The sequence below is a fragment of the Anoxybacillus sp. MB8 genome, from assembly GCF_011006755.1.
In the GTDB taxonomy this organism is placed as follows: domain Bacteria; phylum Bacillota; class Bacilli; order Bacillales; family Anoxybacillaceae; genus Anoxybacillus; species Anoxybacillus gonensis.
Genome location: NZ_RXXX01000014.1, coordinates 1 through 16381, shown reverse-complemented (window position 1 = coordinate 16381; position 16381 = coordinate 1). Strand labels below are relative to the sequence as shown.

18 protein-coding genes and 1 other RNA gene are annotated in these 16381 nt (G+C 41.6%); 5 read left to right on the top strand and 14 right to left on the bottom strand.

Annotated features, from left to right (window positions below):
• Nucleotides 1–11 precede the first annotated feature (11 nt).
• A complete protein-coding gene (locus EKC99_RS06845; protein WP_009362275.1) occupies nucleotides 12–1184 on the bottom strand; it encodes an acetyl-CoA C-acetyltransferase in 1173 nt (390 codons plus the stop codon).
• A 12-nt stretch (nucleotides 1185–1196) separates the two neighbouring features.
• Nucleotides 1197–3575 (bottom strand): 3-hydroxyacyl-CoA dehydrogenase/enoyl-CoA hydratase family protein, encoded by a 2379-nt coding sequence (locus EKC99_RS06840; protein WP_163151192.1) that lies wholly within the window; start codon nucleotides 3573–3575, stop codon nucleotides 1197–1199.
• A gap of 148 nt (nucleotides 3576–3723) precedes the next feature.
• On the opposite strand from EKC99_RS06840, the gene EKC99_RS06835 reads away from it, so the two are divergent.
• Nucleotides 3724–3870, top strand: coding sequence for a YuzL family protein (locus tag EKC99_RS06835; protein ID WP_009362277.1), 147 nt, complete (start codon nucleotides 3724–3726; stop codon nucleotides 3868–3870).
• 19 nt (nucleotides 3871–3889) lie between these two features.
• Here the strand turns inward: EKC99_RS06835 and EKC99_RS06830 are convergent, their stop codons facing one another.
• Complete coding sequence (locus EKC99_RS06830) at nucleotides 3890–4807, bottom strand: proline dehydrogenase family protein (protein ID WP_032101373.1); 918 nt, start codon at nucleotides 4805–4807, stop codon at nucleotides 3890–3892.
• A gap of 163 nt (nucleotides 4808–4970) precedes the next feature.
• Here EKC99_RS06830 and EKC99_RS06825 point away from each other — a divergent pair, with 163 nt between their 5' ends.
• The 4 genes from EKC99_RS06825 (at nucleotide 4971) to EKC99_RS06810 (ending at nucleotide 7026) form a co-directional block, all read left to right on the top strand.
• Nucleotides 4971–5222, top strand: a complete 252-nt coding sequence (locus EKC99_RS06825; RefSeq protein WP_055441480.1) for a hypothetical protein — start codon at nucleotides 4971–4973, stop codon at nucleotides 5220–5222.
• A gap of 12 nt (nucleotides 5223–5234) precedes the next feature.
• Nucleotides 5235–5558, top strand: coding sequence for a spore coat protein (locus EKC99_RS06820; RefSeq protein ID WP_055441481.1), 324 nt, complete (start codon nucleotides 5235–5237; stop codon nucleotides 5556–5558).
• 71 nt (nucleotides 5559–5629) lie between these two features.
• The gene (locus EKC99_RS06815; protein ID WP_163151190.1) at nucleotides 5630–6781 is read left to right on the top strand and encodes an HD-GYP domain-containing protein; all 1152 of its coding nucleotides are present in this window, start codon (nucleotides 5630–5632) and stop codon (nucleotides 6779–6781) included.
• 74 nt (nucleotides 6782–6855) lie between these two features.
• Nucleotides 6856–7026 carry a hypothetical protein gene (locus EKC99_RS06810; protein ID WP_003398351.1) on the top strand — a complete coding sequence of 57 codons (171 nt, stop codon included), beginning with the start codon at nucleotides 6856–6858 and terminating at the stop codon, nucleotides 7024–7026.
• A 36-nt stretch (nucleotides 7027–7062) separates the two neighbouring features.
• Here EKC99_RS06810 and EKC99_RS06805 read toward each other — a convergent pair whose 3' ends face one another.
• From EKC99_RS06805 to secG, 11 genes are all read right to left on the bottom strand, one after another.
• Nucleotides 7063–7374 (bottom strand): antibiotic biosynthesis monooxygenase, encoded by a 312-nt coding sequence (locus tag EKC99_RS06805; protein ID WP_163151188.1) that lies wholly within the window; start codon nucleotides 7372–7374, stop codon nucleotides 7063–7065.
• Nucleotides 7375–7392: 18 nt separating this feature from the next.
• Nucleotides 7393–8448, bottom strand: a complete 1056-nt coding sequence (locus tag EKC99_RS06800; protein WP_240468824.1) for a Surface layer protein — start codon at nucleotides 8446–8448, stop codon at nucleotides 7393–7395.
• Nucleotides 8449–8465: 17 nt separating this feature from the next.
• Complete coding sequence (locus EKC99_RS06795) at nucleotides 8466–8945, bottom strand: HugZ family pyridoxamine 5'-phosphate oxidase (protein ID WP_055441484.1); 480 nt, start codon at nucleotides 8943–8945, stop codon at nucleotides 8466–8468.
• 18 nt (nucleotides 8946–8963) lie between these two features.
• Entirely contained in the window at nucleotides 8964–9761 is a 798-nt protein-coding gene (locus EKC99_RS06790) for an ABC transporter ATP-binding protein (protein WP_425339073.1), read from the bottom strand.
• The gene (locus EKC99_RS06785; protein ID WP_163151184.1) at nucleotides 9742–10791 is read right to left on the bottom strand and encodes a FecCD family ABC transporter permease; all 1050 of its coding nucleotides are present in this window, start codon (nucleotides 10789–10791) and stop codon (nucleotides 9742–9744) included. Before EKC99_RS06785 ends, EKC99_RS06790 begins: the two co-directional genes overlap by 20 nt.
• A gap of 3 nt (nucleotides 10792–10794) precedes the next feature.
• On the bottom strand, nucleotides 10795–11724 hold the full coding sequence (locus EKC99_RS06780; protein WP_163151182.1) for an ABC transporter substrate-binding protein: 930 nt from the start codon (nucleotides 11722–11724) through the stop codon (nucleotides 10795–10797).
• A gap of 166 nt (nucleotides 11725–11890) precedes the next feature.
• Nucleotides 11891–12243, bottom strand: a transfer-messenger RNA (tmRNA) gene (gene ssrA, locus EKC99_RS06775).
• Between the two features lie 100 nt (nucleotides 12244–12343).
• On the bottom strand, nucleotides 12344–12808 hold the full coding sequence (gene smpB, locus EKC99_RS06770; protein ID WP_003399367.1) for an SsrA-binding protein SmpB: 465 nt from the start codon (nucleotides 12806–12808) through the stop codon (nucleotides 12344–12346).
• Between the two features lie 78 nt (nucleotides 12809–12886).
• Nucleotides 12887–15163 (bottom strand): ribonuclease R, encoded by a 2277-nt coding sequence (gene rnr / locus EKC99_RS06765; protein WP_163151180.1) that lies wholly within the window; start codon nucleotides 15161–15163, stop codon nucleotides 12887–12889.
• A gap of 20 nt (nucleotides 15164–15183) precedes the next feature.
• Entirely contained in the window at nucleotides 15184–15921 is a 738-nt protein-coding gene (locus EKC99_RS06760) for an alpha/beta hydrolase (protein WP_075039411.1), read from the bottom strand.
• Between the two features lie 53 nt (nucleotides 15922–15974).
• The gene (gene secG / locus EKC99_RS06755) at nucleotides 15975–16208 is read right to left on the bottom strand and encodes a preprotein translocase subunit SecG (protein WP_009362284.1); all 234 of its coding nucleotides are present in this window, start codon (nucleotides 16206–16208) and stop codon (nucleotides 15975–15977) included.
• Nucleotides 16209–16381 lie beyond the last annotated feature (173 nt).

Genomic DNA, 16381 nt, shown 5'->3' with positions numbered 1-16381 from the left:
TATTCCCCCTCTTATAATAATTCAAATACGCCAGCAGCACCCATGCCGCCACCAATACACATCGTGACAATACCAAATTGTTCGTTGCGACGACGCATTTCATGTAAAAGTGTCAACGTTAACTTCGCTCCGGTGCAACCGAGCGGATGACCGAGAGCAATCGCTCCTCCGTTCACGTTCACCTTTTCTTCATCTAATCCGAGTTCACGAATGACTTGAATCGCTTGCGATGCGAACGCTTCATTTAATTCAATTAAACCGATATCAGAAAGCTCAAGTCCCGCAAGCTCAAGTGCTTTTGGAATCGCTGCAATCGGACCGATGCCCATCACTTCTGGTGGAACACCTGCCACTGCAAACGAACGGAACTTACCAAGTGGTTGTAAACCGAGCGCTTTCGCTTTTTCGTGATCCATGACCATCACCGCAGCTGCTCCGTCACTCGTTTGCGAAGCGTTTCCAGCTGTTACTGTTCCGTTTACCGAAAACGCAGGACGCAACTTCGCAAGCGTCTCCATATTTGTGTCTGGGCGAACCCCTTCATCTTGACTGAACGTCACCTTTTTTTCTACTAATTTATTATTTTCAATATGACGGACAGTCACATCAACTGGTACAATTTCATCGACAAATTTTCCTTCTGCAATCGCTTTTGCTGCTCTTTGATGGCTACGAACCGCGAATGCATCTTGTTCTTCCCGCGTCACACCGTACTTCATCGCCACTTGCTCAGCCGTATGTCCCATCGACATGTAGTACTCTGGCGCGCTTTCTGCGAGCTTCACGTTCGGACGTACGACATGCCCCATCATCGGCACCATGCTCATCGACTCCACGCCGCCAGCAATAATTGTATCCGCGTGTCCAAGCATAATTTTTTCAGCCGCATAAGCAATGGCTTGTAGTCCTGATGAACAATAACGGTTAATCGTGATCGCTGGTACCGTGTATGGCAAACCAGCAAGCGCACCAATGTTGCGCGCCATATTTAGTCCTTGTTCCGCTTCTGGCATGGCACATCCGATAATCAGATCATCAATATTTCCTTCGTAGTTCCCTGCTCGTTTCAACGTTTCTTTGACAACGATCGCCCCTAAATCATCTGGTCGGACGTTAGCTAACGTCCCTTTTTTCGCTTTGCCGACAGGCGTACGCGCTCCGGCAACGATGACCGCTTCTTTCACGTCAATCCCCCCTTAGTTTCTTAACGGTTTTCCTTTCACAAGCATATGTTGCATGCGCGCTTGTGTTTTCGGCTCGCCGACAAGGCTTAAAAATGCTTCCCGCTCTAAATCAAGCAAATATTGTTCGTCCACTTCTGTTCCGTACGGTACGCTTCCACCAGCAATGACGTAAGCAAGTTTTTTCGCGATTTTTAAATCATGTTCCGAAATGTAACCGGAATGATACATTCCTTGCGCACCGAGCAACAACGTCGCATAGCCTGTTTCCCCGACAACCGGAATTTTTTTGCGCACCGGTGGCTTGTATCCGCTCTCATATAACGCTAACACCGCTTGTTTTGCGTCATGAATGAGATGGTCGCCATTGATCGAAATGCCATCTTGCCCGTTTAAGAAATTCAATTCACGCGCTTCCGCGGCAGACGTTGATACTTTCGCCATCGCAATTGTTTCAAACACTTTATTTGCAACTTTTTGTAGATCAAATTCCACACCGTTCGGCATGCCGCTCAAATGTTTAATATACAGCTCTTTATTTCCACCGCCACCAGGAATGAGACCAACGCCGACTTCGACAAGTCCCATATACGTTTCAGCGGATGCTTGAATGCGTGAAGCTGGCAAGCAAATTTCCGTTCCGCCGCCAAGCGTCATCGCAAATGGGGCAACGACAACCGGTTTTGCGCTATATTTAATATTCATCATCGCTTGTTGGAATTGACGAACGACCATTTCGATTTCAAAATAGTTGTCATCTTGCGCTTCCATTAAAATCATCGCAAGGTTCGCACCGACACAGAAATTTTTCCCTTGGTTTCCGATGACAAGTCCTTTATAGTTGCGGTCAACTTCTTCTAACGCATAGTTAATCATTTGAACAATATCAAAACCGATCGCATTGTTTGGTGAATGAAACTCAAGTAACGCCACATCGTCACCGAGGTCGATCAAACTTGCACCACTATTTTTCTTAATTACCCCTTTTTGTTCTTTTAAGCGTTGAATATGGATGACTTTTTCGTTTTCTTCAACCGGTTTATATTGCCCACGGTCGTAGTACGATACTCGGCCATGTTCGTGTTTATAAAACGTTTCATGCCCTTTTTCCAACATCTGTTCTACCCATGATGGAACTTGACGACCTTCCGCTTTCATTTTTTCAACAGACTGCTTCACACCGATTGCATCCCACGTTTCGAAAGGACCGAGCTCCCAGCCAAACCCCCATTTCATCGCACGGTCAATCGCTACGATGTCATCTGCGATTTCTCCAAGCAGCTCAGCCGAATATAATAACGTTGGACTTAAAATGTTCCAAAGCAATTGCCCTGCCCGATCGTTCGCATATACAAGCGCTTTCAATTTATTCGTTGTTCCTTTTGCTTGTTTGCTCATTTCAACAGACGGTGCCTTCAATTTCTTCGTCGGTTCATACTCAAGCGTTTCGTAATTTAATTCAAAAATGTCTTTTCCTTTCTTATAGAAAAATCCTTGACCAGATTTACTGCCGAGCCATCCTTTTTCAACCATTGTTTTCATAAAAGATGGAACAGCAAATACTTCTTTTTCTTCACCTTCTACTTTTTCAAACACGTTGTTAGCAACGTGAATAAACGTATCTAAACCAACGACATCAAGCGTGCGGAACGTTGCGCTTTTCGGACGGCCGATTAATGGACCTGTTACAGAGTCAACTTCACCAACGCTATAACCGCCTTTCATCATTTCACGTACCGTCACAAGCAAGCCGTACGTACCGATCCGATTGGCGATAAAGTTTGGCGTATCTTTTGCAAGAACGACTCCTTTACCGAGCACGTTTTCACCAAATTGTTTCATAAACGCCACAACTGCCGGATCAGTATGTTTTGTCGGAATGACTTCTAATAGTTTTAAATAGCGCGGCGGATTAAAAAAGTGCGTGCCTAAAAAGTGCTTTTTAAAATCTTCCGATCGTCCTTCTGCCATCGCTTCAATGGAAATGCCAGATGTGTTCGAGCTGACAATACTTCCTTGTTTTCTTACTTCATCCACTTTTTCAAACACACTTTTTTTCACATCAAGCCGCTCAACAACGACTTCAATAATCCAGTCACATTCTGCTAAACGGTGAAAATCGTCCTCAAAGTTACCGACTTCAATGAACGCTAAATTTTCTTTCGACATGAGCGGTGCTGGCTTTTGCTTCATTAAACGTTCGACCGCTTGATTGACAATGCGATTGCGTACTTGTTTATGTTCAAGCGTCCACCCTTTTGCTTTTTCTTCGGCTGTCAACTCTTTCGGTACGATGTCTAACAACAATGTCGGAATGCCAACGTTCGCTAAATGCGCCGCAATTCCCGATCCCATGACACCGGAACCGAGAACAGCTGCTTTTTTAATTCGCATGCTCCTTCCCCCTTATCCGAATTGAATGAATGATCATTCATTTTCCCTTTATCTTAAATATAAATTATATTTCAAATTTTCGCAACAAATAAATGTAGCGAATTTTGTCAATGATTTAGGACATGATACGAAAGGAGGTGAGTTTGCGATGAAAATGAAAAAACACCCGTCTAAAGCAGGTGTGAGTGCTGCAAGTGTGAAAGGAAATGCTGGTCCGACGGTAGAACGTGATGGAGGCGGAAAGAAAACGAGCCAAAACCAACAATACGGAAAAGAAAATATGGGAAATGAATAAAGGTGGGAGATACCCACCTTTATTTTTTGAATATGCCTTTTAACACAAACGCCACATTGGCTGGACGTTCCGCTAGACGACGCATAAAATAGCCATACCAATCCGTTCCGTATGGAACATAGACGCGCATCGTATAGCCTTCGCGCACTAATTGTTCTTGGCGCTCTGGACGAATGCCGTATAACATTTGAAACTCAAATTGATTGTTTGGAATATTGTGCTCTTTTACCAATTGTTTCGTATATTCGATAATCGCATCATCGTGCGTAGCAACAGCTGTATAGTTACCATTTAACAAATGCATTTTAATAATCTTTTTAAAGTTTTCATCTACATCTTTTTTATCTGGAAAAGCGACTTCCGGCGACTCTTTATACGCACCTTTCACAAGGCGCAAGTTCGGATGATATGCATTTAAATCTTCAATATCTTTTTCTGTCCGATACAAATATGCTTGTAGTACCGTCCCGACATTGTCATACTCTTTTTTCAACTGTTTAAAAATATCAATCGTTTTTTGACAACGAGAATAATCTTCCATATCAATCGTAACAAATACGCCATGTATTTTTGCTTCATCTAAAATACGGCGCATATTTTTCATGACAAGCTCATCGGAAATGTCTAATCCCATCGATGTCATTTTTAGTGATAGTTGAGAATTTAATTGATTGGCGCCGATCGCACGAATCGCCTCAATCGAATGGTTCGCCATTTCATTGGCCTCTTGTTCATTATCAACAAATTCCCCTAAATAATCGATCGTGACCGCTAGTCCTTTACGATTGAGTTCTTTAATGACTTCCACTGCCCGTTCAATTGTTTCTCCCGCTACAAAACGCGACGCACCGAAACGAAGACCGTACCGTTTCGCCAATTTTGTTAACGTTTTATTTTTTGACAAAAACAAGAAAAAATCGCGCATGAGTTGTTCCATTGTTGTTTCCCCCTTTTGCAAGCGCATCCACCCGTATTGTAACACGTTTTCAGTAGCTTGAATATGTTTTTGTCGAATAATCATATTTTTTGTCTACATACGTATAACTATACAGCACGTGGGTAATATACAGTCGAACATGATTTTATATGGAGGGATGATCATGCAACAGCAAATAAACATGCATCAACATGGAATGATGGCTCAACCGCCTGAAATGATTTCAACAAAAGACGCTCTTTATTTAACGGATGCGCTCTCATGGAATTTACTTGCGATGAAAAAAGCACATTTTTTCGCTTCACAATGTCAAGATCAAGAAATTAAACAAGCGATTGAACGCGTTGGACAAATGCACCAGCGCCATTATCAACAATTGTTACATCAACTACAACCATCAGCGCATATTCAATAAGGAGGACATGACATGAAGGTGCAAAATCCAGAAACACAAATTCCAAAAACGCCACAAATGAACGATCGCGATTTTATTAATGATATGTTATCGACTGAAAAATATATGACAGACAGTTATTGTACATTTTTAAACGAAGCAAGTCATCAACATTTGTATGACGAAATTTTGCATATGTTTACCGAAACACAAAACTGTCAACGTGAATTGTACAACTTAATGTTCAAAAAAGGATGGTATGCACTCGAGCAAGCGGATCAACAAAAACTGCAACAGTCGTATCAGCAATTCCAAGGATATGCGAGCCAATTTCCATACAACAATATGATGCAATGAGAAAAGCCGGCTGCTTATGCAGTCGGTTTTTTGTATAATGAGGAAAAATGCTTTAGAAATGAGGGATTAGTATGTTCCAACAAAAACAGACGTATGAGCTCGTTCCAGGAGATATTCTTTTACATCCTTTATATCGTCCCGACGGATTATTATTCGTACAAAAACATAAAAAGTTAAGCGAATCGATTATTGAACATATAAAAAAGCAGTTCCCTCGCGACTTTCCATTTCTCGTTGTATCATCTGAACCACAGCTGAACGAGTTTATGCTTGCTGGCGAACATACAAGTCGTGCTTTTATAGAAGCTATGAAACAACTTATTGACATACATAAACAATTTATTCAAGTTCCAATTACAGCAGCGATATATGATATAGAGATAGCAGAAGAAACAAATGTACAGCCGATCTTTTTATCCGAATTAAACGTCTTCGCGCCTACATGGGGATTAATTGAAAAAACATTAGATTCTACTCGTCTACTACGGCGAGCAAAAGAGATGGATGAACGGCTAAATCTTATCATTTCAAAAGATAAAGAAATTTTAAATTTATATGAAAAAATAAAACGATATCATGACGTACTAGCCATTCATAGCATTAACACGACATCTATCGCTTTAATGATCGGCTTAACTTTAGAACTGCGTGACGAAGATTTAATCAATCTTTGTCTAGCGACATTATTTGCAGATATCGGTTTTACAGAAGTCCCTAAAGAACAATTTGTTGTGTACTTAAACAATGAAAGAGCAAACAAAGAGTTAATTCAATTACATCTCAAACATTCCATCGAGCTTATTTCGACATCAACATATTGCCGAAAGAAGGAAATTATTTACGGCATTCTTGATCATCATGAACATTTTGATGGCGTCCATTCACCGAACAAAAAATCAGGGGAATCGATTCATTTATACGGTCGCATCATCGCCATTGCGCAATATTATGATGAACTTGTCGGCGGATATATTGGTGAAAAGAGTTACACATCATTCGAAGCTTTAGAAGCAGTATGGAACGAACGGGAGAAAAAATTAGACCCGCACATTTTGCGTATTTTTTTAGATAAAACAACTTTATATAAAGTTGGACAATTGATCCAAATCCGTCCGTACGAGTGGGCAACGATCATTGGATTTACAGACTACATTCATACTCCATTACGCCCTATCGTTCAAAAACATGATGGAACAGCGATTGATTTATCACGAAAACGATAAGTCGCCCAACCATTGGACAAACGCCTTGCATATCGTATAAATGTAATGATGAATTTTAGAGGAGGGATGGCTCAATGTATGGTCGCAGACCGTTTTTCGGCTTTTTCGGCGCCCCATTTTTCGGAGGATTTTTAGGCGGATTGCTCGGTAGCGCATTAACGCCTTATCCGTTTTATCCACCACGCCCATATTATTATCCACCGCGTCCGTATCCGTTTTACCCATATGGCGGATGGTATTATTAAATAAAGCTAAGGAGCACTAGCTCCCTAGCTTTTTTTCTATGCTTGAAAAGAAAGGGCAACTTCATATGAAAACATTTGGTTTCCAAGCACATAGTCAGGACGATCTTTAGACCTATGTTCATGCGCTTTACGAAATGCTTCACTTTTTGTCCAAGCCTCAAAACATTCTTTATTTTCCCACGTAGTGCATACACGTACTTCATCGTGATCTTCAAGCCCTTGTGTAATATGCAATTCTAAGCGAATAAACCCTGGTGATTGCTCAATACCTTTTCTTTCTTTAAATCGCTCAACTAACTGTGGAGCATATCCTTTTTTTACACGAATTGCATTTGTAACAACGTACATCTTTCATCTCTCCCATTTTTATTTTTTAGATATGGTGAAAGGGTCAGCAGAGACTTTGCCCCCCGCGTACTCAACTGCATACACGACAGATTGTTCCTGATCCGTTTGCGGAATCATTGGAACTGTAATCGTCGCCATTGTTCGATCATCGCTTAGTGTAATTTCCAATGGTTGAACGACTTGCTCTTCCCCTTTATTTAATGACATGGTGATTTTCACATCAGCAGCCGTCAATGAAGAAACTGCGATATCAAAGTACAATGTAAGAGCACCGTTTGTTGCTTCAACATAATCTAACCCGGCTACAGGCGAAGTCATTAAATCGTTATATACCTCTAACAAAGTGTGATACTCATTTATCAAATCTGTTCGAAACGTATCCGATAATTTTGTTAACAGCCCTTCAACTATATCGAGCGCTTTTTTCGCTTCGACAACCTTTCCATCTTCGAGATATTCATGAGCTTTTAATAGTTGCTCATACACCTTTACATCGCGTGCGTACTTGTCGTAAAGCGTTTTACCTTTAGAAAACTCCCCTAAAAACAATTGACGAACGTTTGCTTCGAATACTTTGTTATACGCGTGAAGTTGACGATTTTGGACGTATACTTGTAGCTGTTTATGCGCCGTTTGTAACGCATCGATATCTTCATCGGCAACAGCTTGCTCTACAGCCATTCTTGCTTTCGTTGATCCTTCAAATACAACGGACGCATTCAAATAAGGAATCACTCGTTTAGCCATATACGTTTTATACGTCCCATCTAACTCGCTCACATATTTCTTTTTCTCTTTTCCCGCGGATGTTTGAACAACTCTTTTCGCCTGTACATATAAATGGTGTGCTTTTTTATACTCTGCTAAAACGGTAGCATGCGGTGGAAGTTTCCCTGTTTTTTGAACGTGCGTCACATATGTAGCATGCGCCTTTTTCATTTGCGCTTTCGCCTCATGAACGGTTGTAGCGACATTTCCCTTCGCTTCAGAAACCGTTGGCTGAAATGAAAAAAGTAAACTACAAAACAGAAAACTCATCATGACTATACTTATCATTTTTTTTGCATTCACCATCTCCCTATTCTCCCTTCTCATTTTTGATCAATGACAACATGCGCAAATCGTTCACCAAACAAATCGACATCGAACGCATGCCCAAAACCTGCAACATAACGCCCTTCGATCGGAGTAAGTTGGAAAAGTGAAAAATCCATACTTCGCAACAAATTGATCATCGGTTTTCCATGAATATGTTGAAACTTCGCAAAAATATGGTCGTTTCCTTCGTTTTCTATATGTGTTCGTTTACATGTGAAGCGAACGCGCTCTCTCGCAAACAAGTGAGGTGATGACGATTCATCCGCAATCAAAAGTACCGAAATACGTTCACAACGTTCAATATATTGAAAATGCTCAGCAGCTCGACTAATAAAAATGTAAAAATGACCTTCATCCATAACGAACGGTGCATAACTAATGAACGGATGCCCGCATTCATCTATCGTACTCATGATCAACGTTTTACACTCTTTTAAAAATTGCACATAGCGCTCTCTTTTTTTATCTTCCAATGCGTTCAGCCACCTTTTCTAAGTCAAGCACGGAATGGAACACTTTTTTCGAAGGGGAATGAAAAACGGTTTATCCCCCTCATATCGAATATCTACATCTATGCCGAATATATGTTGAAACATTTGCTTACAAATCACACATTGCGTGCGGTCATCATATTGGATTTTTCCGTCTTTCATCACAATCATTCGATCGCTATATTGTGCAGCTTGATTAATATCATGTAAAACCATCACAACCGTCATTCCTAATTGTTGATTTAACATTTGAATGAGTTCCATCACTTCCAACTGATGCGCGATATCTAAATACGTTGTCGGTTCATCAAGAAGCAACACTTGTGGACGCTGTGCCAAAGCCATTGCAATCCAAGCGCGTTGACGCTCCCCACCGGATAAAGAATGTAAAAAACGATACTCGTACGATTGTAAATTGGTCATCTCTAGCGCCCAGCGAATGACTTGTTCATCTTCTTCGTTTAACGATTGAAACCAACCTTTATGAGGGTTTCTTCCAAACTCTACGAGCTCTCGAACAGTCATATCTAACTGATGATTGTTCGTTTGTGGCAACATCGCCATTTTTTTAGCGATCGCCTTACGACTTAACGTATGCATTTCACTTCCGTCCAATAAAACCGTCCCACCAATTGGCTTTAACACATGGGAAAGAAGGCGAAGAAGCGTCGATTTTCCAGAGCCGTTTGGACCGATTAGACTAACAACTTCCCCTTTTTGAATGTCGACATGCACATCCTCAATTGAGAAATGATCTGAATGTTGATAGGTGACATATTTAGCCGAAAGCACGCACATTCCCCCTTTTATGGAGAATATATAAAAAGAATGGTCCACCTAAAAAGGATAGTAACAAACCGACAGGCAATTCAATTGGATCAAACCAGCTGCGCGCAATCGTATCTGCAAATACAAGAAGCACCCCACCACCTAATGCTGATAGCGGCAATACAAAACGATCATCGCTCCCAACAATTAGTCGAATCATATGGGGAACAACAAGACCAATGAAGCCAATAAGTCCAGAGACGCTAACAGCGATACCTGTTAAAAATGTACTAATTACAATCAGAAGGAAACGAGAACGTTCGACATGATGCCCTAACAACTTCGCCATTTCATCCCCTAAATGTAGAATGCGAATGTGGCGAATAGCAAAGAGTGACAAAATCAAACTCGGAATGCTGTAAAACACAAGTAATTTAGCCTGTTCCATCGTCGCTCCTGAAATGACGCCTGCCATCCAGGGGAGAACAGCTTGCACGCGATCGCTGTACAGCAACATAATGGCGCTCATCGTTGCTCCAATAATCGCATTAATAGCCACCCCAACTAAAATAATTCTTGCAATTGATGAACCACCTTGCCACGCTAAAGCATAAATAAGCATCGCTGTGACAAATCCTCCGATAAACGCTGCAAACGGCAACAAAATGATATATTGCGGCAGTACAATTGTAATAATGACCGCCATTAATGCTGCTCCTGACGATACACCGATAATGCCAGGATCAGCTAGCGGGTTTTTCATTACCCCTTGCATAATCGTTCCAGAAATAGCTAAACACATGCCGACAATTAATCCAACGATCGTTCTCGGCAACCGTAAGTCCCATACGATCGTATAAAACATAGAATCTTTTTCTCCTGTAAGACCTTCCCAAACTTCGTGCAATTGCAATTTTACACTTCCTGTAACGACAGAGTATAAACATACGAATACGATCGAGATAAGAAGGAAAACGAACGTCCATACTCTTCTTTTCGCATAAGGATGTTTTCTTTCTTTTATGTCGCTGAGAAACGTTTCCACGATGTCATCCCTCATCCACTACTTTTTCGTTTTCGCACGCACTTTTAATAGCTCTTTATTCATATGATCTAATGCATCAGTAATTTTCACACCAGGGTTTGCTGCAAATAACTCACTCGGTAAAAAGATAACATTTTTATTTTTCACCGCTTTCAAGTTGCGCCATGAACTTGTTGACATGAGTTTAATCATCGCTTTTTTTGTTTCCGCATGATTCGCATGTGTGATAATGAAAATAACATCCGGATTGCTTGCGATAATGCGCTCCGTGCTCAAATTAGCGTAGCCAGGATAGTCTTTCAATTGCGAAAAGCTCGCCGCAATATTTTCCCCGCCAGCTTTTGCTAATACATCACCAGAAAACGATGTTGGTAGAGCAACAAGTGAGCTAGCACCTGAGCCGAATAAAATGACAGCACGCACTTTCGTTTTTGTTTTACTATATTTTTTTACTTTATTATCAATTTTTCTGACTAATACTTTCGCTGTTTGTTCTTTGTTAAATAGTTTTCCTAGCAACGTAATAGACGATTGAATATCACGAACAGAACTACCAGAAGTGATAACGACTTTCAATCCCAATGATTCTGCTTTTTGAATATGTCCTAAAAAAGATGTACTTGCAATAACGACGTCTGGTTGTAAACTAACGATTTTTTCAAAGTTTGGTTGATGAATGTTTCCTACCTGTGGTACTGATTGCAAGCTCGCATCAACAGGCGTCGCAGTAGTCGGTCGCCCAACCACTTGTACACCGAGCGCTCGAAGCGTATGTAGATCCCCCGGGCTTAATACAACGACACGTTGCGGTGCGCGATTAAACGTTACCGTTCGCCCTGCTAAATCTTTAATCGTTAGCTTAGTCGATGCCTCAGTAAGCTCACCTGTAAAAGTAAACAAGCCAACAAGCAGGCAGAGCGATAGCACATAAGAAAATATTTTCCTCATCTCGCCTTCCCCTTTCTAATGATTATCATTATCATTTACAAAAAAATCATAATCGATATTGATAATCTTTGTCAATAAGTTTTTTTAGTATATAAGTTGCTAACGGTAAAAACGGGATAATAAATAAAAAACGACCGCGAACGCAGTCGTTTTCATCTTTAATTAAGTATGGAGACGGTGGGAGTCGAACCCACGTCCAGAGATATCGCCACTTAAGCATCTACGAGCGTAGTCGGTATATTTATGTTTCGCCGCTTCTTCCGCCTACCGACAGGCATCCGAGCAGCTAGTCTGATTGTTCTCTTCCCGCGTCCTCAGACGGCGGACTTGGGCGTAGCCCACTTGTTATGAACCCCTAGGCCGCCACATGGGCGATGGCGGTAGGAGCTAGCCGCATAAATTAAGCAGCTAAAGCGTAGTTTTCTTTGCCAGTTATCTTTAAGTGACGTTTTTACGAGGACGATCCCCTCGGCTCGCAGCTTAAGCTCGATCTACCCCTGTCGAATCCGTAACGTCCCCGTATAAGAGAAACGTACGAAGGAAGCTTAAGCTTTCGTAACTGGCTGACACGTTTTATTATATCACATTTCATGTGTTTTGCAATTGTAACATACTGGGTTTATTTCTGCCGTTCGCGGAAAGCGCGTTCGACTTCACGCTGCGCTTCTTTCTTTTTCATATCTTCGCGCTTGTCGTACTTTTTCTTTCCTTTGCCGACGCCCAATAACAATTTTGCAAAGCCGTCTTTAATGTAAAGCTTTAACGGAACAAGCGTATAGCCTTGTTCTTTCGTATAACCGATGAGTTTATTGATTTCGCGGCGATGAAGCAATAATTTGCGAGTCCGCAACGGATCGTGATTGTAGCGATTACCTTGTTCATACGGGCTAATATGCATATTATGTAAAAACACTTCGCCTTTTTCCACTTTTGCGAATGAATCTTTTAAGTTCACTTTCCCTGCGCGAATGGACTTAATTTCCGTTCCTTGCAACACAAGTCCTGCTTCGTACGTTTCTTCGATAAAATAATCGTGATGCGCTTTTTTATTTTGAGCGATCAGCTTTCCTTCCCCTTTTGGCATTTGTTTCCCTCCCTTCAGACAACCAATATTTTAGCAAAAATAAGAAGAAAGGAAAAGCCTCTACTGACGAGGCTTTTCTTATCGTTTTTTCTTTTTCTTCTTTTTCATTTTTGGGATGTCTTCGAAAAACTTTTTACTTTTCTTTGTTTTTTTCGTCGGCCATTGTTCTTCTTTTTTCTTTTTCCGCTTTCCTTCAATAACGACTGGAGCAGCTTTTGGCTGTTTGTTTTTTCGCCCTTTCATGCCGACAATTTCAAAATCAACGATACGTTCTTCTTTATTGACGTTAATGACGCGCACCGTAATTTCGTCGCCGATGCGGTACACTTTCCCCGTCCGTTCACCAATCATTGCATAATGTTGCTCGTCGTAATGGTAGTAATCGTCTGTTAAATAGCTGACGTGCACAAGCCCTTCGACTGTGTTTGGTAGTTCGACAAACAGTCCAAAGTTTGTCACCGAGCTAATAATGCCGTCAAACTCCATGCCAATTTTATCTTCCATAAACTCTGTCTTTTTCAAGTCATCCGTTTCGCGTTCTGCCTCGACTGCACGACGTTCCATATTCGACGTATGTTCGGCAATTTCCGGTAACTTCTCCGCCCATTTTTGTTGCGTTTGTTCATCGATTTGCCCGTTGATTAAATACGTGCGAATGAGTCGGTGCACAATTAAGTCTGGATAGCGACGAATCGGTGATGTAAAATGCGTATAAAATTCCGTTGATAATCCGTAGTGACCGAGACTTTCAGCATCATATCGCGCTTGCTTCATCGACCGAAGCATGACGGTCGACACGACCATTTCTTCTGGCTCGCCACGTACCGCTTCCAACACTTCCTGCAAAGCACGCGGATGAATTTGATTGCCCGTTCCTTTGACGACATAACCGAAGTTTGTAATGAACTCTAAAAAGCGTTGTAACTTCTCTGGTTTCGGATCTTCATGCACACGATAAATAAACGGCACGTTCATCCAATGGAAATGTTCAGCAATCGTTTCGTTCGCTGCTAGCATAAATTCTTCGATTAATCGTTCAGCAACGGAACGTTCACGCAAGACGACATCATAAGGCTTTCCATTTTCATCGACAAGCACTTTTGCTTCTTTGAAATCAAAATCAATTGCACCGCGTTTCATTCGTTTATTTCGTAAAATATCCGCTAATTGTGCCATTAACTCAAACATTGGCACAAGCGGAGCATATTTTTCTCGCAGCGTTTCATCACGATCAACGAGAATGCGGTTTACATCAGAATATGTCATGCGTTCGGTCGTGCGAATGACGCTTTGGAAAATTTCATGGTGAACGACTTCGCCACGGTCATTGATTTCCATTTCACACGATAACGTTAACCGATCGACTTTCGGATTGAGCGAGCAAATGCCGTTCGACAAACGATGCGGAATCATCGGAATGACGCGGTCAACTAAATAAACGCTCGTTCCGCGCTCATATGCTTCGCGGTCAATCGGCGACCCTTCTGTAACATAATGACTGACATCAGCAATATGAACACCGAGTTTATAGTTTCCGTTTTCTAATTTCGTTACAGTCACTGCATCGTCTAAATCTTTTGCGTCTTCCCCGTCAATAGTGACGATCATTTCATTGCGCAAATCACGCCGTCCTTGTAAATCTTCTTCCGAAATCGTATCTGGAATGCTGTTCGCATGTTCAAGGACGTCTTCTGGGAATTGAAGCGGCAATCCATGTTTATGAATGATCGATAAAATATCGACCCCCGGATCGTTTTTATGCCCTAAAATTTTAATAACTTCCCCTTCTGCACTAATACGTCCTTCCGGATACGTCGTTAAACGAACGACAACTTTATGCCCTTCGACGGCACCGTTTGCGGCATGTTTCGGAATAAAAATGTCGTTGACGATTTTTTTATCGTCTGGAATAACAAAGCCAAAGTTTTTGCTTTCTGTATACGTGCCGACGACTTCTGTAATGCCCCGCTCAATAATGCGGACGATCGTCCCTTCTTGACGCGCCCCTGTTGGCTGTCCGTTCACACGCACAAGAACGGTGTCGCCATGCATCGCATTTTTTAATTCCGACGGTGGAATAAAAATGTCATCGAGCGTTGAGTCTTCTGGGACGACAAACGCAAAACCTTTCGCATGACCTGTCACTTTGCCGCGAATTAAGTTCATTTTCTCTGGCAATCCATACCGATTGCTTCTCGTCCGGACGATCAATCCTTCTTCTTCTAACGCCACAAGTGTTTTAACAAGCTCTTTAAACTCGGCCGCATCCGTAATATGAAGCGCTTCTTCTAACTCTTGCACCGTAAGCGGTTTGTACGCTTCATCGCGCATAAACGCTAATAATTTTTCTTTCATTCAATCCCTCCTTTTGAGGATTACCAATCTAATGATTCTAAAAACGTATAAATGTCTTCATGAAGCTGTTCTTTTTCTTTATCAAGCGTAATGACGTGTCCTGACTCCTCATACCATTTTATTTGTTTTACTGGAGATTCAACGCCGTTATAAATAATATTTGCACTATCCGGGTTAATCATGTCATCATGACGCGCTTGTACAACAAAAACAGGCGCATAAATGAAATCTAAATGATCGCGTACTTCGGCAATAAGTTGTTGCAATGCTTTCAATGTTTTCATCGGCGTTTTCGCAAACTCCGCCATTTCGCGCTCGATTTGCTCCTCGCTTTTTCCTTCTCGCTTTTTATATTCGCGAGCGTATGCTAAAACTCCTTCATACATCGTCTGTTCGCTTTTGATATACATCGGGGCACACATCGGTACGATGCCAACGACAGGAACAGTATAGCCAAGTTTTAACGAAAACACACCGCCAAGCGATAATCCAACAACAGCGATTTTTTCATGGGTTTGTTTTAAATATTCGTAAGCGTTTATCACATCTTGCCACCAGTCTTCTGGGCCGGTATGAACGAGCTCCTCTGGCGGCACTCCGTGTCCTTTATAAATGGGCGCATGGCACGTGTATCCTTTTGATTGTAAAAAACGCCCAAGCATCCGCACATCGGCAGAATTCCCTGTAAATCCGTGCAATAACAAGACAGCGCGTTCACCAGCTTCAAACGTAAACGGTTGTGGGGCAACTAGCTTCAAAACGATTCCTCCCTTCTTCCATGAAAAAAGCGATCCGCATCGCTGGACCGCTGTTACAGTTCAAAATAAGTGACAGCTACTGTTAACACGAAAAACAATACCGCAAGCACAACTGTCACACGGTGTAATACCGCATCGATACCACGCGCTTTCTGCTTGCCAAACAATTGTTCAGCGCCGCCTGTAATCGCACCAGAAAGCCCTGCGCTTCGACCGGATTGCAATAAAACGACCGCAATCATTCCAATGGAAACAATTACGAGCAACGTAACAAGAAACGTATGCATACTTCACACCCCCAACAACGCACATCACAATAATTTCATTTTAACATAACACGATTCATTTGTACAACGGACGAAAAGATACGTTTGAGTCAAGACTTTGTGGGAGATTTTTTTCTCGACCGATTTTTTTGGTTATATATGGTTTTATAAAATCGTTATATGTAAGCGCTTTT